The organism is Luteimonas mephitis DSM 12574, from assembly GCF_000422305.1.
Lineage (GTDB): Bacteria > Pseudomonadota > Gammaproteobacteria > Xanthomonadales > Xanthomonadaceae > Luteimonas > Luteimonas mephitis.
In genome coordinates, this window is record NZ_KE383816.1 from 441,655 (window position 1) to 456,901 (window position 15,247).

The window sequence follows — 15,247 nt, forward strand, 5'->3', positions numbered from 1 at the left end:
GCCGGCGGCCCCGGCCCCGGCCCGCCCGTCCGGACTCCCATCGCACGCCCCGCGGGCGCGCGCGGCCCGGGCCCGCCCCATATGAACAGGACCCCGATGCGATGACCATCGCCGCAACTTTCGAAATCGAATACCTGCAGTACCTCGACGCCAACGGCAAGCTGACCGGCAAGCTGCCGCCAGCGGTGAAGGACGCCAAGGCGCTGCTGCCGCTGTTCAAGCAGATGCTGTACGTGCGCGTCTTCGACACCAAGGCCATCGCGCTGCAGCGCACCGGCAAGCTCGGCACCTATGCCGCCTGCCTGGGCCACGAGGCCACCCACGTCGGCATCGGCGCGTCGATGAAGCCCGAAGACGTGTTCGCGCCCAGCTACCGCGAGTACGGCGCGCAGTTCATGCGCGGGGTCAAGCCGCGCGAGGTGCTGCTGTACTGGGGCGGCGACGAGCGCGGCAACGACTTCTCAGGCCCGAAGCACGACTACTCCTGGTGCGTGCCGATCGCCACCCAGTGCCTGCACGCCGCCGGCGCGGCGCTGGCGTTCAAGCTGCGCGGCGAAAAGCGCGTCGCGGTGACCTGCTGCGGCGACGGCGGTTCGTCGAAGACCGACACCTACGCCGCGATCAACTCGGCCGGCGCCTACGCGCTGCCGTTCGTGCAGTGCATCATCAACAACGGCTGGGCGATCTCGGTGCCGCGCAGCTCGCAGACCGGCGCCAAGACGCTGGCGCAGAAGGGCATCGCAGGCGGCTTGCACTGCCTGCAGGTGGACGGCAACGACCTGATCGCGGTGCTCGAAGGCATGCGCCGCGCCATGGAGCGCGCGCGCAATGGCGAAGGCGGCAGCGTGATCGAGTTCATGACCTATCGCCTGCACGACCACACCACCGCCGACGACGCGCGCCGCTACCGCGGCGAGGACGAGGTCAAGGACGCCTGGACGCGCGAGCCGATGACCCGCCTGCGCACCTACCTCACCGCGCAGAAGCTGTGGGACGAGGAGCAGGAAAAGGCCTGGGCCGAGGAATGCGCCAAGGCCGTCGACATCGAACTCAACGCCTACCTGGAAACGCCGGTGCAGCCGGTGGAGGCGATGTTCGACTACCTCTACGCCGATCCACCGCCGGAATTGCTTGAACAGCGGGCCGCGGCCGTCGCACTGGAGAACCGGGCATGAGCGCGGCAAAGAAGCAGGCCGCAGCGGCGGCAACCGGCGAACCGGCCGCGATCACCCTGATCGAGGCGATCACCCAGGCGCTGGCCTACGAGATGCGCGTCGATGACGCCGTCGTGGTGCTGGGCGAGGACGTCGGCGTCAACGGCGGCGTGTTCCGCGCCACCGCGGGCCTGCAGGCGCAGTTCGGATCGCAGCGGGTGATCGACACGCCCCTGGACGAAACCACCATCGCCGGCCTCACCGTCGGCATGGCCACCCAGGGCATGAAGCCGGTGGCCGAAGCGCAGTTCGACGGCTTCGTCTACCCGATGGTCGACCACATCATCTGCCACGCCGCGCGCTTCCGCTACCGCACCCGCGGCCGCCTGCACTGCCCGATGGTGCTGCGCGTGCCGTGGGGCGGCGGCATCCGCGCGCCCGAGCACCACTCCGAAGCCAACGAGTCGATCTTCACCAACGTGCCCGGCCTGCGCGTGGTGCTGCCGTCGTCGCCGGCGCGCGCCTACGGCCTGCTGCTGGCGGCGATCCGCGATCCGGATCCGGTGATCTTCATGGAGCCCAAGCGCATCTACCGCCAGTACAAGGAAGTGGTCGCCGACGACGGCGAGGCGCTGCCGCTGGACGTGTGCTACGTGCTGCGCGACGGCAGCGACGTCACCCTCGTCACCTGGGGTTCGCAGGTCAAGGAAGCGCTGGAAGCGGCCGACAAGCTCGCCGGCGAAGGCATCAGCGCCGAAGTCATCGACGTGGCGACGCTGCGTCCGCTGGACTTCGCCACGATCGCCGAGTCGGTGTCGAAGACCGGCCGCTGCGTGATCGTCCACGAAGCACCCAAGACCGCCGGCTTCGGCGCCGAGATCGCCGCACGCCTGGCCGAGGAGTCGATGTACGACCTGGTGGCCCCGGTCGAACGCGTCACCGGCTACGACACCCACATCCCGCTGTTCCGGCTGGAGATGAAGTACCTGCCGAACGTGGACAAGATCGTGGCGGCGGCGAAGCGGGCGGTCGCGGCTTCGTAACGCGGCCGCTGCCGTCATCCCGGACGCCGCGGCGCATCGCTTCCGCGGCGCCGGTACAACCAGATCCCTCACCACGTCCGGGATGACGCGTCCCGGACGGTTACAGGAAACACCATGACCACCAAGAAATTCCTGCTCCCCGACCTCGGCGAAGGCCTGCCGGACGCGACCATCGTCGAGTGGTACGTCAAGGAAGGCGACACCATCCGCCTCGACGACAACCTGGTCTCGATGGAAACCGCCAAGGCGGTGGTCGACGTGCCCTCGCCCGTGTCCGGCAAGGTGCTCAAGCTGGCCGGCGGCGCCGGCGACGTGATCGTGACCGGCACGATGCTGGCCGAGTTCGAACTCGACCCCAACGCGCCGCAGCGCGCCGAGGGCCAGGACACCGGCCACCACCACGGCGGCGCCGGCACCCAGGCGCCCGGCGATGGCGACCAGGTGATCGCCTCCGACGAAGGCGGCGAGATCACCGAAACCGACACCACCCGCACCGAGACGCTGCGCGAGGACAGCGGCACCGTGGTCGGCGCGATGCAGAGTTCCGACGCGGTGCGCAGCGAGCAGGCAGTCGCGGTGGGCGGCGTCAAGGCGATGCCTGCGGTGCGCGCGACGGCGCGCAAGCTCGGCGTCGACCTGTCGCGCGTGCGCGGCAGCGGCGCCGACGGCGTGGTCACGATGGCCGACGTCAAGCAGGCTGCCGCGAGCGGTTCGGCAAAGGCCGGCGCGGCCGCGGCGGTTGCGGCTCCGGCTGTGAAACCGGCGACAACGGCGGCCGCCGCGCCAGCCGCGTCGCGCGACGCCGCGCAGCGCACCCAGCTGTCCGCCAGCGGCAAGCCGATGCGCACCCAGCCGCCGTCGGTCTCCGCCACGGGCCAGCCCGAGCAGCTCAAGGGCGTGCGCCGCAACATGGCCCGGGTGATGGCCGACGCGCACGCCAAGGTCGTGGCGACCACGCTCAGCGACGACGCCGACATCCATGCCTGGGCGCCGGGCAACGACGTCACAGTGCGCCTGGTCCGCGCGATCTGCGCCGCCGCGAAGGCCGTGCCCGCGCTCAACGCCTGGTTCGACGGCGACAAGCTGGTGCGCACCCTGCACCCGCACGTCGACATCGGCATCGCGGTGGACACCGATGACGGCCTGTTCGTGCCGGCGCTGCGCAACGCCGACGTGCTCGACGCCGGCGGCGTGCGCGAGGGCGTCAACCGCCTGCGCGCGCAGGTGATGGACCGCAGCATCCCGGCGTCGGAGCTGTCCGGGCACACGATCTCGCTGTCGAACTTCGGCATGTTCGCCGGCCGCTACGCGACGCCGATCGTGGTGCCGCCGACCGTGGCGATCGTCGGCGCAGGCCGTGGCCGCCACCAGATCACCCCGGTGATCGGCGGCTTCGAATCGCACAAGGTGATCCCGCTGTCGCTGACCTTCGACCACCGCGCCTGCACCGGCGGCGAGGCGGCGCGCTTCCTGAAGGCGATGCTGGACGATCTCTCGCTGGCGCAGTGACCCGCGCGCGGGGCCGGGCATCGCGCCTGCGATCGCCCGGTCCGCCGCGCAGGCTGCACGGACTGCCGCGCCGGCCCCTTCCCTCGAACCCGAACCGGGGACTCCCGCCATGCCGCACCACAGCCGCCTGTCCAACCTGATGATCGACTGCAAGGTCGACGACCTCGCCCCGCACGCGGAATTCTGGAGCAAGGCGCTCGGCAAGCCGATCGTCACCGTCGACCAGGACGGCGACGGCAAGTACGCCGAACTGCGCACCGAGGCCGACGAGCCGATGATCCTGCTGCAGAAGGTCGATCACGACAGCCGCATCCACCTCGACATCGAGACCGACGACATCGAAGCCGAAGCCGCCCGCCTGGAGAAGCTCGGCGCGAAGCGGATCAAGTTCTGCAAACGCTGGTGGGTGATGGAAGCGCCCAGCGGGCACCGCTTCTGCGTGGTGCGCCAGCAGCGCGAACCGTTCGGCCCGCACCTCAACCGCTGGGACTAGGCGCAACTCGCGACGCCTCGCCCAGGGCCCCTGGCCGCAGCCAGGCCGGGGGCCACGCCGCCCGGACCACGTTCCCGCCGCACGGTTGACCCGCCTCGGGGATAGGCAGGATCAGCGTTTCGCGTGGTCCAGCCAGACTTCCAGCCCCTGCGCGTTGAGGTCGATGTCCATCGCCAGCAGTTGGGGCACGCGCACCTGCGCGCCGGCCACGCCGTGGCGGCGCGCGCGTTCGACGTACAGCGCGGTCAACGCCGCGACCAGCCGCGCGTGCCGCGCCGGATCGGCGTCGCATTCGCGCGCCAGCGCGACCATCGCGTCGACCTGCTCCAGCAGGTCCGCGCCGAGCCGCTGCACTTCGTCGACGCGGCCGTAGTGGGTCAGGTACACCGCGGCCGGTTCGGCCGCCAGCATCCGCCGCAACGATGCGCGCATCTCGCCGGGATCGAACTGCACCGGCGACGTCGTCGGCACGATGAACGCGCCCTGCGCGGTGTCGAACTCGCGGTACGACAGGCCGAAGATATCGCCGCTGAACCAGCCGCGACTGGCGGCGTCCCACACCGCGATGTGGTGGCGCGCGTGCCCCGGCGTGTCCACGCACAGCAGCGGCCGTTCGGCGAGTTTGACGACGTGGCCGTCGGTGGCCTCGACCACGCGCTCGCTCGGGACCGGCAGCAGCGTGCCGTAGTGGCGCGCGAACGCCGCCTCGCCGTAGACCGCCGTTGCGCCGGCCACCAGCTTCGACGGATCGATCATGTGCGGTGCACCGCGTGGATGCACCACCAGCCGCGCGTTGCGCAGCTCGCGCATCAGCGCGCCGGCGCCGCCGGCGTGGTCGAGGTGGACGTGGGTGAGGATCAGCCAGTCCACCGCGTCGCGCGCCAGCCCCTGCGCTTCGAGCGCAGCCAGCATCCGCGGCACGCTGTCGTTGCTGCCGCAGTCGATGAATGCCGCGCGCCCGTCCTGCACGACCAGATAGGCCGCGCAGAACCGCGGCCGGTCGCCGTAGCCGGTGTCGATGGTGGTGATGCCGTGGGAGCGGGAATCCATGCCGATGGTCTGCACGCAGCGAGTCAGGGCCCGCCAGTCTAGGACTGCGCATGAAGGACGGCCATGCGACCAAGGGTGCACCCCAGCTACCGCGTGCCCGGGTCGCCGACTAGCGTCGAAGGCGCACATCGGGGAGTGCGAACCCACAGGCGCGCGCCCGCGCCACACCAGCAAGGGGAACTCACCGTGGACCGACATCATCGTTTCCTGGCCCGGCTTGCCGCCTGCGCCATCCTCGCCTCCGCCGCCGTGGCTGCGCAGGCCGCACCCGCGTTCCAGATGCCGTTTCCCTGCGGCCAGGCCTGGGTCGGCAGTACGTGGAGCGGCCACAGCCCCGCCTACGCCGTCGACCTCAACCGCGGCCCGAATCCCGACTCCGACCTCGGCGACACCGTGGTCGCCGCGTATGGCGGGACCGTGTCCACGTCGGCCTATTCGACGACCACCGGCTACGGCAACTACATCGTCATCAACCACGGCGGCGGCTGGCAAACGCTGTACGCACACCTCAACTCGCGTTCGGTATCGAAGGGCGCGACCGTCAAGCGCGGCCAGAAGATCGGCACGGTGGGCCGCTCCAGCGCCAAGTACAACCTCGCCCCGCACCTGCACTTCGAGGAGCGCTACAACGGCTCGGTGCAGAAGATCCGATGGAACGGCGCGCAGATCCCGTATTACGCGAAGAAGACCTACACCAGCAAGAACTGCGGCGGCAGCGGCGGCGCGGCGTCCGGCACGGTCAACACCAGCGGCGCCAACCTCAACGTCCGCGCCGGCGCCAGCACCAGTTACGCCATCGTGGGCAGCCTCGCCGACGGCGCACGCGTGACCATCTACTGCCAGAAGTACGGCCAGTCGATCACCGGCACCTACGGCACCAGCAAGCTGTGGAACCGGATCGGCAGCGGCCGCTACATCCCCGATGCCTACACGTACACGGGCTCGGACGGGCGCGTCGCGCCAGACTGCTGACATGCCCGTCGCGCATGCCGATGCCGCGCCTGCGCAGCGCCCCCGCGCGCTGCGGCCGCCTGCGATGCTGGTCGCCCTGCTCGCCGCGGCGCTCGGCGGCGCGCTGGTCGGCAGCCGGTTCGCCGGGCACCGGGCATCGGCTGGCGTCGACGCGGCGGCGTCGCCGGAGGCGGCGGTTCCACTTGCCGCGCCTCCATTGCGATCCACGCGCGCGCTCCGCGCGGCCACGGCAGCCCCGGTCGGCGACGACCTCGGCAGCGAAAGCACCCGCGCGCTGCGCGACCCGGACTACCTGCGCGAACTGATGGCCCGCCATGCGGGCGAAACCGACCCGGACCGCCGCGGCGCGCTGCTGGCCGTGCTGCAGAGCGCCGCCAACGACGAGGTCATGGGTTTCGCGCTGCGCCTGGCCGACGATCCGGATCCGCGGTCGCGCCGCGATGGCCTGCAGCTGCTGCAGGCGTTCCCGCTCGACCGCGCGCCGGTCCGCGAACTGCTGTTGCGCCAGATCGACGCCGAGCGCGACCCGCAGATGCTCCGGCAGCTGGTCGACGCGCTTACGCCGGCGGTGCTGCCGGTGGAGGACGCGGCACCGATCGCCGGGCGCCTGGCGCGCCTGCGCAGCCACGCCGATCCCGGCGTGCGCGCCAGCAGCGTGCTGCAGTCCACCCAGTGGGACCGGCAGGCCGACATGGAGCCGGTGCTGTACGCGGCGATGCTCGACCCGGAACCGCAGGTGCAGCAGGCGGCCATCGCCGGGGTGAATGCCACGCTGGCGCATTCGCCACGATTGAAGGCCGCCCTGCTGGAGATGGCCGGCAACGACGCCATCGAGCGCGACCAGCGCGCGGCAGCGGTGTTCGCGCTGCAGGCCTTTCCGCTCGACCGCGACGAATACGAACTGTATCGGCGCGTTGCCGTTGAAACGGGACCGGCGGCCAGCGAAGCGGCGCCCGGGCCGGGGCACGGGCCCTGACCGATCTCAGCTCAGCGCATCGTGTGCGGCCTCAGGCGTCGACGCGTCGACGCCACAGCCGCCAGCGCACCACGATGGCCAGCAGCAGCACGCCGAGGAACACCCCGTAGCCGACCGACGTGGCCAGGATCTGCCGCCACATGTGGCCGTGCTGAGGATTGGCGTACCCGTGCGCCCAGTGCAGCGAGGCCATGAACGCAGCCGTCGCCAGCGCCAGGCTGCCGAGGTCGAACAGCCGCCGCAGTGCGTGGCGCGGCTGGCGCGGGAACATCCAGAACAGCACGCCCAGGATCAGGAACCAGGGCAGGAACAGGATCAGGCCAAGGTTGAGGTCGACCTGCGGGCTCACGCGTCGCCGTCCGCAAAGCCGGACAGCGCGGCGGTGACATCCTCAAGCGCAACGCCGTCGGCCAGTTCACCGACTGCCTCGTCGTCGAGCCAGACCGCGCCGGACTCCGCGCGCAGCCCCGCGCCGGCACCCTGCCTGAGCCGCGCGACCAGCTGACCGGCTTCGCGCGCCGATTCGAATCCCGGGCCCTGCAGCAGCAACGCGCCGTCGGCATCGACCAGCTTGAAATGGAAGCGGCCGTCGCCCTCGCGGTACTGCTTGAACTGCGGCGTCGCCGCCTTGGCCGCCGCCTTGCGCTTGCCACCGGCCGCCTGCGACAGGTCGCGCAGGCCCACCGCCGCGCGCAGTTCGCGCAGCAGCGGCGTGGCGTGGCGTTCACGCAGGCGCTGCGCACCGTCGCGCAGCAGGCGTTCGATCTTGTGCGGCTCGGCCATCAGCGTTTCGTAGCGCTCGCGCAGCGGCGCGACTTCCGAGTCGATGCGCTCGAACAGCTGCTGCTTGGCATCGCCCCAGCCAATCCCCTGCTCGAACTCGCGCCGCATCGCCGCGGTTTCATCGACGCCGGCAAACGCGCGGTACAGCTGGAACACGTTGGAGGCGTCCGCATCCTTGGGTTCGCCCGGCGCGCGCGAATCGGTGACGATCGATGCGATCAGCTTGCGCAGCGTCGCGCGCGGCGCGAACAGCGGGATGGTGTTGTCGTAGCTCTTCGACATCTTGCGGCCATCGAGGCCCGGTAGCGTGGCCACGTTCTCCTCGATCACCACCTCCGGCAGCCGGAAATACTGTTTCCCCGCCGGTCCGCCGTACAGGTGGTTGAAGCGCTGGCCGAAGTCGCGCGCCATCTCGATGTGCTGGATCTGGTCGCGGCCCACCGGCACCTTGTCGGCGTTGAACAGCAGGATGTCGGCCGACATCAGCACCGGGTACATGAACAACCCGGCGTTGATCCCGGCATCGTCGTCCTCGCCGTCGGCGCGGTTGCGGTCGACCGCGGCCTTGTAGGCATGCGCGCGGTTGAGGATGCCCTTGCCCGCCACGCAGGTCAGCATCCAGGTCAGTTCGGTGATTTCGGGGATGTCGGACTGGCGGTAGAACCACACCTCGCCCGGATCGAGTCCACAGGCCAGCCAGGTCGCGGCGATTTCCAGGGTCGAACGCTGCACGCGCGCCGGATCCTGCACCTTCACCAGTGCGTGCAGGTCGGCGAGGAAGTAGAAGCTCTCCGCGTCGGGCGCGCGCGAGGCGGCCACCGCCGGGCGGATCGCCCCGGTGTAGTTGCCAAGATGCGGCGTGCCGGACGTGGTGATGCCAGTGAGGATGCGGGTCTTGCGGGGAGTCATGTCGGGGCCGGGGCTTGCGTGGCGGTCATTTTAGCCCGGCGCCGTTCACGGGGTCCGCGGCCCGGGCAACCCCACGGCCCGCCCCGGCGCGTTTCCACGGTCCCCACCCACGGAGACCGGCCATGTCGCAAGTCCCGATGTCGCCAATCCTGCAGTCCTGCTGCGCGGTGTTGCTCGCCGCCCTCGCCTGCCTGCCCGCGTCGGCGCGCACGCTGGTGGACATATCCCTCGTCGACCGCGACGACGGCACCGTGCTGCCGCAGTATCACCACCGCGGCGAGCGCTGGCTGGCCGGCGTGCCCGGCCACCGCTATGCCATCCGCCTGGCCAACACCAGCGGCGAACGGGTGCTGGTGGTGCTGTCGGTCGACGGCGTCAACGCAGTCACCGGCGAAGATGCGGATCCGTCGCAGGGCGGCTACGTGCTGGAGCCGTGGCAGAGCGCCGAGATCGGTGGCTGGCGCAAGTCGCTGCAGGAAGTCGCGCAGTTCCGCTTCACCGATCTCGCCGACAGCTATGCCGCGCGCACCGGACGGCCCGGCAACGTCGGCGTGATCGGCATCGCGGTGTTCCGTGAGCGACGGCCGGCCGAGGTGCTGGTATCGCCGGACTTTCCGCCTCCCTATCCGCGCGCCGCATCCCCGCAGTCACCGTACGAAGCCCGCGACGAAGCGGGCGTGGCGGAATCGGGAGCCGCGAACGACGTGCTCCCCTCACGCGCGCCACCCACCGCAAGCGCGGCCCGCCAGCAGATCGGCACCGGCCACGGCGCGCGCGAATGGGCGCCGGCGTCGCGCACCGGCTTCGTTCGCGACGGCGCGCGGCCGTCGCAGCTATCCGAACTGCGCTACGACGCGCCCCGGCGCCTGCTCGCGCTCGGCATCCTGCCGCGCCGCGACTGGCAGCACCGGCCGGTCGTGCAGGTACCGCGCGCGTTCCCGCGCGGATTCGTGCCCGATCCATGATGGCCTGACCACATGCACTTGGCAGGAGCGGCCGATGGCCGCGAGCTTTTCGGGTCGCATGGATTGTCGGGAAAAGCTCGCGGCCATGGGCCGCTTCTACGAAAAAAGGGCCGGCTTGCGCCGGCCCGTCGTTCATTCCCGCATGTGGAACACTCAGCTGAGCGTCTTGCCGAACTCGTCGACTTCGCGCTCGGCGCGATCGCGATCCCACCCGTAGCGTTCCTGCAGCTTGCCGCTCAGGTACTTGCTGTCGCCTGCGGCCACATCGAACACGTCGTCGGTCAGGTCGCCCCACTTGGCCTGGGCCTTGCCCTTCAGCTGCTTCCACTTGCCGGCGATGATGTCGTTGTTCATTGCGTACTCCTTGCGTCGTTGGTGACGGCGCCAGCTTCGCAGGCAGCGCCTTCATGGCATGTGCGCAAGTCGTTACGCGTGATTTCAATTCATTGAACGCTTCAGTTTCGCGGATCCGCATGGATGCACTGGATGCACTTGCAGATCGACGGCCTCGGCCGCGCACCTGGACGATGACATGCCGGACGAAATGCCCGCGGCGCAGGCCGCTCCCGCAAGGCTGAAACGCCGGGGCGGAAACAGAACGGGCCGGCAATGCCGGCCCGTTCCTTCCATCTGTTCGCGCGATCAGCGCGGATCGGTCGCACCGGTATCGTCGGCCGACTGCTGGACCTTCTCGCCAACCTTCTCCACGTCCTTGCCCGCACCCTTCACGGTGTTGCAGGCCACGAGGAAGTTCATGGAAAACAGTGCGAGCAAAGCAAGGGAAACGATGCGCTTCATGGATCTCTCCTGTACGAAGGGGATGGACCACGGGGCAAGTGTGCGGCCCCCGTCGTGAATGAAACCCCATCCGGGTGTGAATGCCGCGTGCAATCGGGCACCGGGCTGCGCAATCGGACAATCCCGGTCAGGCGGGCATCATGTTCCGCGTCGCAGGCATGCCCGAACCGGGTGAAAAAGCGCCTTCATCGCATGGTCATCCGCATCGCTGCGCACGCCGGGACGCGAACCGCATCGCCCGCGGCCGGCCGCGCATTCGTTCCGCGGATCGCCGCTTCCGCGGGTCGACCCGAAGCGCTAGTCGCGCATCAAGGTCGACTTGCCGAACAGGCTCTCGACCAGGTCCACGGCCAGTTCCGCGGTGGCGTTGCCGTCGTCCAGGATGGGGTTGACCTCGACGATGTCCAACGATCCCATGCGCCCGCTGTCGGCGATCATTTCCATGATCAGCTGCGCCTCGCGGTAGTTGACCCCGCCGGGGACCTTGGTGCCGGTGCCCGGTGCAATGGAAGGATCGAGCATGTCGACGTCGAAGCTCACGTGCAGGTGGGTGTCGGCGTCTACGCCCGCCAGCGCTTCTTCCATCACCCGCTTCATGCCGACTTCGTCGATGTAGCGCATGTCGTAGATGTCGAGCGCGTGCTGCTTGACCAGGCGCTTCTCCTCCTGGTCGACCGAGCGGATGCCGATCTGGCGGATCTGCGCCGGCTCGATCTCCGGCACGTGTCCGCCCAGCGCGGTCAGCGCCTTCGGGCCGATGCCGCACAGGCAGGCCACCGGCATGCCGTGGACATTGCCCGAAGGGGTGATGTCATGGGTGTTGAAATCGGTATGCGCGTCCAGCCACAGGATCCGCAGCTTCTTTCCCTGCTTGCGGCAGTGCGCGGCAACCGCGGCGATCGAACCCACCGCCAGGCAATGGTCGCCGCCGAGCAGGATCGGCAGGCGACCGGCGTCGAGTTCGCGCGTCGAGGCCTCCAGCACCGCGCGGTTCCACGCCACGACTTCGTCGAGATGGCGATAGCCGTCGACCGGCGGCAGCCACGGGTTGCGCGGCCCCTCGACGTTGCCGCGGTCGAGCACGTCGATGCCGCGCGCGGCAAGTGCCTCCACCAGCCCGGCCACGCGCAGCGCCTCCGGGCCCATGCGGGTGCCGCGGGTACCGGCGCCGATGTCGGTCGGTGCGCCGAAGATCGAAACGGGGGGATAGCTGCGGCTCATGTCGGACTCCGTTCTGGTTTTGCCTGTCGCTCCCGGCAGGCAGGGATGACGGATGCGCGGCAGCCGGGCAGGCGAGCCAGGGAGAGGCGATGCTCGCCATCCGTTCTGGCGGAATGGTGCCGGCACCCGGGTTCGAACTGGGGACCTACCGCTTACAAGGCGGTTGCTCTACCAACTGAGCTATGCCGGCATGGTTCCGGTGCAATCGGCGCGGCAGGGATCACCGCGACGCGGGCGGCATTCTAGCCTAGCGCGACGCGGCCACGGGCGCGGCCGGCACGGTATCGCAGTCGATCGGCTCGACCCGCTGCGCGCCGAGCGCCTTGCCGTCGGCCTCGGCCAGCGGCGCGCTGCTGGCGACGTCGATCCAGGTGGCCGAGGCCGGCGCGTCCCCCAGTGCGTCGGCGCGCACGTCGGGGAATCCGGCCGCCTGCAGCGCGGCCTGGCGGCGCCGGGCCGATTCCTCGCTGCCGTAGCGGCCCAGCGAAATGCTGTTGGCCTCGTCGCCCGAGGCGACGATGTAATAGTCGCTGAAGCCGGCGGCGCTGATCCGCTCGACCAGCGCCTGCGCGGCCGCGCGGTCGGCCTGCTGCGGCAGCCACACGCGCCAGTCGCGGCGCTTGGCCGAGACCACCTCACGCACGTGCAGGCGCGCCATGCGCGGCTGCAGCTGGCGCTGTGCCGCAGCCACCTTGCCGGCATCGGAGAACGGCCCGAGCGCGTAGCAGTGCGTGGCGACATCGACGTCCGTGGCGGCAGCGGGCGGCGCGGTGGCAGGCATTCCATGCGCCGGGGCTTCGGCAGTTGGCGCAGCCGGTTGTGCCGTGGGCGCCGGCGCGTCCGGCGCCGGCACGACCGAGGGTCGCGATGCGGCCGCTGCAGGCGTGCGCTCGCGCAGCAATTGCAGGCGCGCGACACCGGCCGGTGGTTCGACCGCGACCGCCGCGGGCGCGGTTTCGTCGCGCGCCATCCACCAGGCGGCAACGCCAAGGTTCAATACCACCAGCAGGACGATCAGGGCGCGTGCGAGCATGCCGCGATTCTAGAGGCCGGTCGCCGCGATCGCACGCGTCACGCAGGCGCGTCGGCTGCCTTCGCCCACTGCGCGAGGCCTTCAAGCACGAGCGCAGGCGCATCGATCGCGTGCGGCAGCCGCGGGCGCAGCGCGTCGCTGCCGCCGCCGTGCAGCAACAGCCGCGGCACTGCCCCGGCTTGCGCCTGCGCGACCTGCAGGCTGCGCTCGACCAGCGCCAGCGCGGCACCGGTGCAACCAGAATCGAGCGCATCGTCGGTGTCATCGGCGAACTCGGCGTAATCGCCGCCGTCGACCGGCAGGTGCGCAGCGCGTGCGTGCAAGGCCTCGCGCATCAGCATCGGCGACGGCGCGATGCGCCCGCCGCGATGGCGGCCGTCGGCGTCCAGCCAGTCGATGGTGAGTGCGGTACCCACGCCCACGACCAGCGCCGCTTCGGCGCCGCGCGCGCGCGCGCCGAGCAGGGCGAGGAAACGATCGACGCCGAGCCGCGCGGGCTGCGCGTAGGCGATCGCCACGTCGCCGAACCGGCGCTGCGTGCAGGCCAGCGAAATTCGCCCGCAGCGCTGCGCCAGTGCGTCGAGCAGCTCGGCGCGCAAACTCTCCGATGCAACGCTCGCCACGCAGGCGTCCGTGAAGCGCGCAGGCAGCGCGGCCGCCAATCCCTCGTCGAACCGAACACCGTCGTGCGCGAGCGCGCGCACCGTGCCGATGCGGCCGGCGGCGTCCACCGGCGCGCACTTGAGCCGGGTGTTGCCCAGATCGAACAGCCAGCGGTTCATCGCGGCCTCACGCTGACTTCGCCGGCGTGGAAGGCGCGCACCTGGCCGTCATCGAGGCGCACCCGCAGCGCGCCGTCCGCGGCGAGGCCGAGCGCGGTGCCGGCGCGATCGCCGTCGCCGCCGTGCAGCACGATGGCGCGGCCGGCGAGCGCATCGAGTTCGCCATGGCGCGGCAGGAAGCCCGGCAGGCCGTCGCGGTCGAATTGTTCCAGCGCCGGCAGCAGCGCCGCCAGCAGCGCAGCGGCGATGGCGTTGCGCGACGGCAGCCGCCCGGGCGCCAGCGCGGCCAGGTCGATCCACGGCTGGCCGATGGCGCGGCCGTGCGTGGCCGGCATGCGCACGTTGAGGCCGAGGCCGATCACCGCGCGCACCGGCCCGGCGTGTTCGCCGCCGCCCTCCACCAGCAATCCACCGAGCTTGCGCAGCGCCTGCCCCGACCTGGCGCGATCATCTTCGACAACCACCAGGTCGTTGGGCCACTTCAACCGCACGTCGCCCAGCCCCAGCGCGCGCAGCGCCTCGGCCGCAGCGACGCCGGCCACCAGGCTCAGCCCGCCCAGCCGCGCCAGGCCACCGTCGAAACCGCGCGCCAGCGACAGGTAGAGATTGGCCGCCAGCGGCGAGGCCCAGTGGCGGCCGCGGCGGCCGCGGCCGTCGGTCTGGCGTTCGGCCAGCAGCACCGCCACGCCGTCGCGCGGAGTTTCGCGGCGCAGCAGTTCGGCATTGGTGGAATCGATCGACCAGGCCACTTCCAGCCGGGCGAGCCGTGCGCGCGCGGCGTCCGGCATCGCCAGCACGATGGCATCGGCATCGAGCAGGTCCAGCGGCTGCGCCAGCGCGTAGCCGCGGCCGGCGCGCGCCTCGATCGCAACCCCGGCTTCGCGCAGGCCCTCGATGCGTTTCCACACCGCGGCGCGGGTCTCGCCGTTCTCGCGCGCCAGCGTATCGCCGGACACGGGACCGGCGATCAGGCGCTGCAGCAGCGCGCGCTCACCGCTCATCGGCGGCGCGGCGGCGCGTGAGGGATGGTCGCGGCCGCGGCATCACCGACGGGCACGTGGCATGAGGGCTGGGGAGGCGTTCGCAGTCCGGCATCGGGCGATTATCGGTGACCCGGTCGGCCCCTGCTCGCCGCGCCGGCGAATGGCGTCCGCGCCTGCTGCGACGCAGCATGCAACCGTCTGCATGGCGGCGGCATCCAAGGTATAGTCCGCCCCTGATCGCGGCTCCGGCCAAGGATCCCCCCATGTCCATCCGACTCGCCCTCTCCCTGTTGCTGCTGTGCGCCAGCCTGCCGCTGGCCGCGCACGACATCCGCATGCTGAGCGCGAACGGCGACGGCGGCGGCACCTGCCAGGACGACGCAACGACGCAGGACGACAACAACAGCGTCCGTCCCGCCAGCGCCAAGCCCGCGACCCACGCGGTCAAGCCGGCCAAGGCCAAGCCGGGCGTGCAGCGCGCAAGCGACACCATCGGCGACATCCGGCCGCCGCGCTGGCACAGCTTCCTGCCTGGCATGTTCCGCTGACCGTGCGCCTGCCCTGCATTTGCGTGCG

Annotated in this window: 17 protein-coding genes and 1 tRNA gene; 8 read left to right on the plus strand and 10 right to left on the minus strand. The window is 70.9% G+C overall.

Annotation, left to right across the window (positions count from 1 at the left end):
- The first annotated feature begins 101 nt into the window (after positions 1-101).
- The 4 genes from pdhA to H570_RS0112005 all read left to right on the plus strand — a co-directional run bounded on the left by pdhA (position 102) and on the right by H570_RS0112005 (position 4,199).
- Positions 102-1,175 carry a pyruvate dehydrogenase (acetyl-transferring) E1 component subunit alpha gene (gene pdhA / locus H570_RS0111990; RefSeq protein ID WP_027080948.1) on the plus strand — a complete coding sequence of 358 codons (1,074 nt, stop codon included), beginning with the start codon at positions 102-104 and terminating at the stop codon, positions 1,173-1,175.
- Entirely contained in the window at positions 1,172-2,197 is a 1,026-nt protein-coding gene (locus H570_RS0111995; protein ID WP_027080949.1) for an alpha-ketoacid dehydrogenase subunit beta, read from the plus strand. The genes pdhA and H570_RS0111995 overlap by 4 nt, the downstream gene beginning before the upstream one ends.
- A 114-nt stretch (positions 2,198-2,311) precedes the next feature.
- Positions 2,312-3,706: a dihydrolipoamide acetyltransferase family protein gene (locus tag H570_RS0112000; protein WP_027080950.1), complete on the plus strand. Its 1,395-nt coding sequence runs from the start codon at positions 2,312-2,314 to the stop codon at positions 3,704-3,706.
- 109 nt (positions 3,707-3,815) lie between these two features.
- A complete protein-coding gene (locus H570_RS0112005; RefSeq protein ID WP_027080951.1) occupies positions 3,816-4,199 on the plus strand; it encodes a VOC family protein in 384 nt (127 codons plus the stop codon).
- A gap of 111 nt (positions 4,200-4,310) precedes the next feature.
- Here H570_RS0112005 and H570_RS0112010 read toward each other — a convergent pair whose 3' ends face one another.
- The gene (locus tag H570_RS0112010) at positions 4,311-5,249 is read right to left on the minus strand and encodes an MBL fold metallo-hydrolase (protein ID WP_027080952.1); all 939 of its coding nucleotides are present in this window, start codon (positions 5,247-5,249) and stop codon (positions 4,311-4,313) included.
- Between the two features lie 186 nt (positions 5,250-5,435).
- Between H570_RS0112010 and H570_RS0112015 the strand changes: the two genes are divergently transcribed.
- A complete protein-coding gene (locus H570_RS0112015) occupies positions 5,436-6,221 on the plus strand; it encodes a M23 family metallopeptidase (protein WP_027080953.1) in 786 nt (261 codons plus the stop codon).
- A gap of 1 nt (position 6,222) precedes the next feature.
- Positions 6,223-7,197 carry a hypothetical protein gene (locus H570_RS0112020; protein WP_027080954.1) on the plus strand — a complete coding sequence of 325 codons (975 nt, stop codon included), beginning with the start codon at positions 6,223-6,225 and terminating at the stop codon, positions 7,195-7,197.
- Positions 7,198-7,228: 31 nt separating this feature from the next.
- Here H570_RS0112020 and H570_RS0112025 read toward each other — a convergent pair whose 3' ends face one another.
- Both H570_RS0112025 and H570_RS0112030 read right to left on the minus strand, forming a co-directional pair.
- Positions 7,229-7,546: a hypothetical protein gene (locus tag H570_RS0112025; RefSeq protein WP_027080955.1), complete on the minus strand. Its 318-nt coding sequence runs from the start codon at positions 7,544-7,546 to the stop codon at positions 7,229-7,231.
- A complete protein-coding gene (locus tag H570_RS0112030) occupies positions 7,543-8,889 on the minus strand; it encodes a tryptophan--tRNA ligase (protein ID WP_027080956.1) in 1,347 nt (448 codons plus the stop codon). The genes H570_RS0112025 and H570_RS0112030 overlap by 4 nt, the downstream gene beginning before the upstream one ends.
- A gap of 122 nt (positions 8,890-9,011) precedes the next feature.
- Between H570_RS0112030 and H570_RS0112035 the strand changes: the two genes are divergently transcribed.
- A complete protein-coding gene (locus H570_RS0112035; RefSeq protein ID WP_027080957.1) occupies positions 9,012-9,854 on the plus strand; it encodes a hypothetical protein in 843 nt (280 codons plus the stop codon).
- Between the two features lie 153 nt (positions 9,855-10,007).
- Here H570_RS0112035 and H570_RS0112040 read toward each other — a convergent pair whose 3' ends face one another.
- The 7 genes from H570_RS0112040 to H570_RS0112070 all read right to left on the minus strand — a co-directional run bounded on the left by H570_RS0112040 (position 10,008) and on the right by H570_RS0112070 (position 14,689).
- Entirely contained in the window at positions 10,008-10,208 is a 201-nt protein-coding gene (locus H570_RS0112040) for a CsbD family protein (RefSeq protein WP_027080958.1), read from the minus strand.
- Between the two features lie 288 nt (positions 10,209-10,496).
- A complete protein-coding gene (locus tag H570_RS18295) occupies positions 10,497-10,652 on the minus strand; it encodes an entericidin A/B family lipoprotein (RefSeq protein WP_051176351.1) in 156 nt (51 codons plus the stop codon).
- Positions 10,653-10,949: 297 nt separating this feature from the next.
- A complete protein-coding gene (gene rocF, locus H570_RS0112050; protein ID WP_027080959.1) occupies positions 10,950-11,873 on the minus strand; it encodes an arginase in 924 nt (307 codons plus the stop codon).
- A gap of 114 nt (positions 11,874-11,987) precedes the next feature.
- Positions 11,988-12,063, minus strand: a tRNA-Thr gene (locus H570_RS0112055).
- A 57-nt stretch (positions 12,064-12,120) separates the two neighbouring features.
- Positions 12,121-12,906, minus strand: a complete 786-nt coding sequence (locus H570_RS17440) for an SPOR domain-containing protein (RefSeq protein WP_051176352.1) — start codon at positions 12,904-12,906, stop codon at positions 12,121-12,123.
- Between the two features lie 38 nt (positions 12,907-12,944).
- Positions 12,945-13,688 carry a type III pantothenate kinase gene (locus tag H570_RS0112065; RefSeq protein WP_027080960.1) on the minus strand — a complete coding sequence of 248 codons (744 nt, stop codon included), beginning with the start codon at positions 13,686-13,688 and terminating at the stop codon, positions 12,945-12,947.
- Positions 13,685-14,689, minus strand: a complete 1,005-nt coding sequence (locus H570_RS0112070) for a biotin--[acetyl-CoA-carboxylase] ligase (protein WP_027080961.1) — start codon at positions 14,687-14,689, stop codon at positions 13,685-13,687. Before H570_RS0112070 ends, H570_RS0112065 begins: the two co-directional genes overlap by 4 nt.
- Before the next feature lie 245 nt (positions 14,690-14,934).
- On the opposite strand from H570_RS0112070, the gene H570_RS0112075 reads away from it, so the two are divergent.
- A complete protein-coding gene (locus tag H570_RS0112075) occupies positions 14,935-15,219 on the plus strand; it encodes a hypothetical protein (protein ID WP_051176353.1) in 285 nt (94 codons plus the stop codon).
- The last annotated feature ends 28 nt before the right edge of the window (positions 15,220-15,247 follow it).

Bases quoted from the DNA above. Each gene is read 5' to 3' on its own strand.
- pdhA (WP_027080948.1), top strand. From the start codon at position 102: ATGACCATCGCCGCAACTTTCGAAATCGAATACCTGCAGTACCTCGAC.
- H570_RS0111995 (WP_027080949.1), top strand. From the start codon at position 1,172: ATGAGCGCGGCAAAGAAGCAGGCCGCAGCGGCGGCAACCGGCGAACCG.
- H570_RS0112000 (WP_027080950.1), top strand. From the start codon at position 2,312: ATGACCACCAAGAAATTCCTGCTCCCCGACCTCGGCGAAGGCCTGCCG.
- H570_RS0112005 (WP_027080951.1), top strand. From the start codon at position 3,816: ATGCCGCACCACAGCCGCCTGTCCAACCTGATGATCGACTGCAAGGTC.
- H570_RS0112010 (WP_027080952.1), bottom strand. From the start codon at position 5,249: ATGGATTCCCGCTCCCACGGCATCACCACCATCGACACCGGCTACGGC.
- H570_RS0112020 (WP_027080954.1), top strand. From the start codon at position 6,223: ATGCCCGTCGCGCATGCCGATGCCGCGCCTGCGCAGCGCCCCCGCGCG.
- H570_RS0112030 (WP_027080956.1), bottom strand. From the start codon at position 8,889: ATGACTCCCCGCAAGACCCGCATCCTCACTGGCATCACCACGTCCGGC.
- H570_RS0112035 (WP_027080957.1), top strand. From the start codon at position 9,012: ATGTCGCAAGTCCCGATGTCGCCAATCCTGCAGTCCTGCTGCGCGGTG.
- H570_RS0112040 (WP_027080958.1), bottom strand. From the start codon at position 10,208: ATGAACAACGACATCATCGCCGGCAAGTGGAAGCAGCTGAAGGGCAAG.
- H570_RS18295 (WP_051176351.1), bottom strand. From the start codon at position 10,652: ATGAAGCGCATCGTTTCCCTTGCTTTGCTCGCACTGTTTTCCATGAAC.
- rocF (WP_027080959.1), bottom strand. From the start codon at position 11,873: ATGAGCCGCAGCTATCCCCCCGTTTCGATCTTCGGCGCACCGACCGAC.
- H570_RS17440 (WP_051176352.1), bottom strand. From the start codon at position 12,906: ATGCTCGCACGCGCCCTGATCGTCCTGCTGGTGGTATTGAACCTTGGC.
- H570_RS0112065 (WP_027080960.1), bottom strand. From the start codon at position 13,688: ATGAACCGCTGGCTGTTCGATCTGGGCAACACCCGGCTCAAGTGCGCG.
- H570_RS0112070 (WP_027080961.1), bottom strand. From the start codon at position 14,689: ATGAGCGGTGAGCGCGCGCTGCTGCAGCGCCTGATCGCCGGTCCCGTG.
- H570_RS0112075 (WP_051176353.1), top strand. From the start codon at position 14,935: ATGTCCATCCGACTCGCCCTCTCCCTGTTGCTGCTGTGCGCCAGCCTG.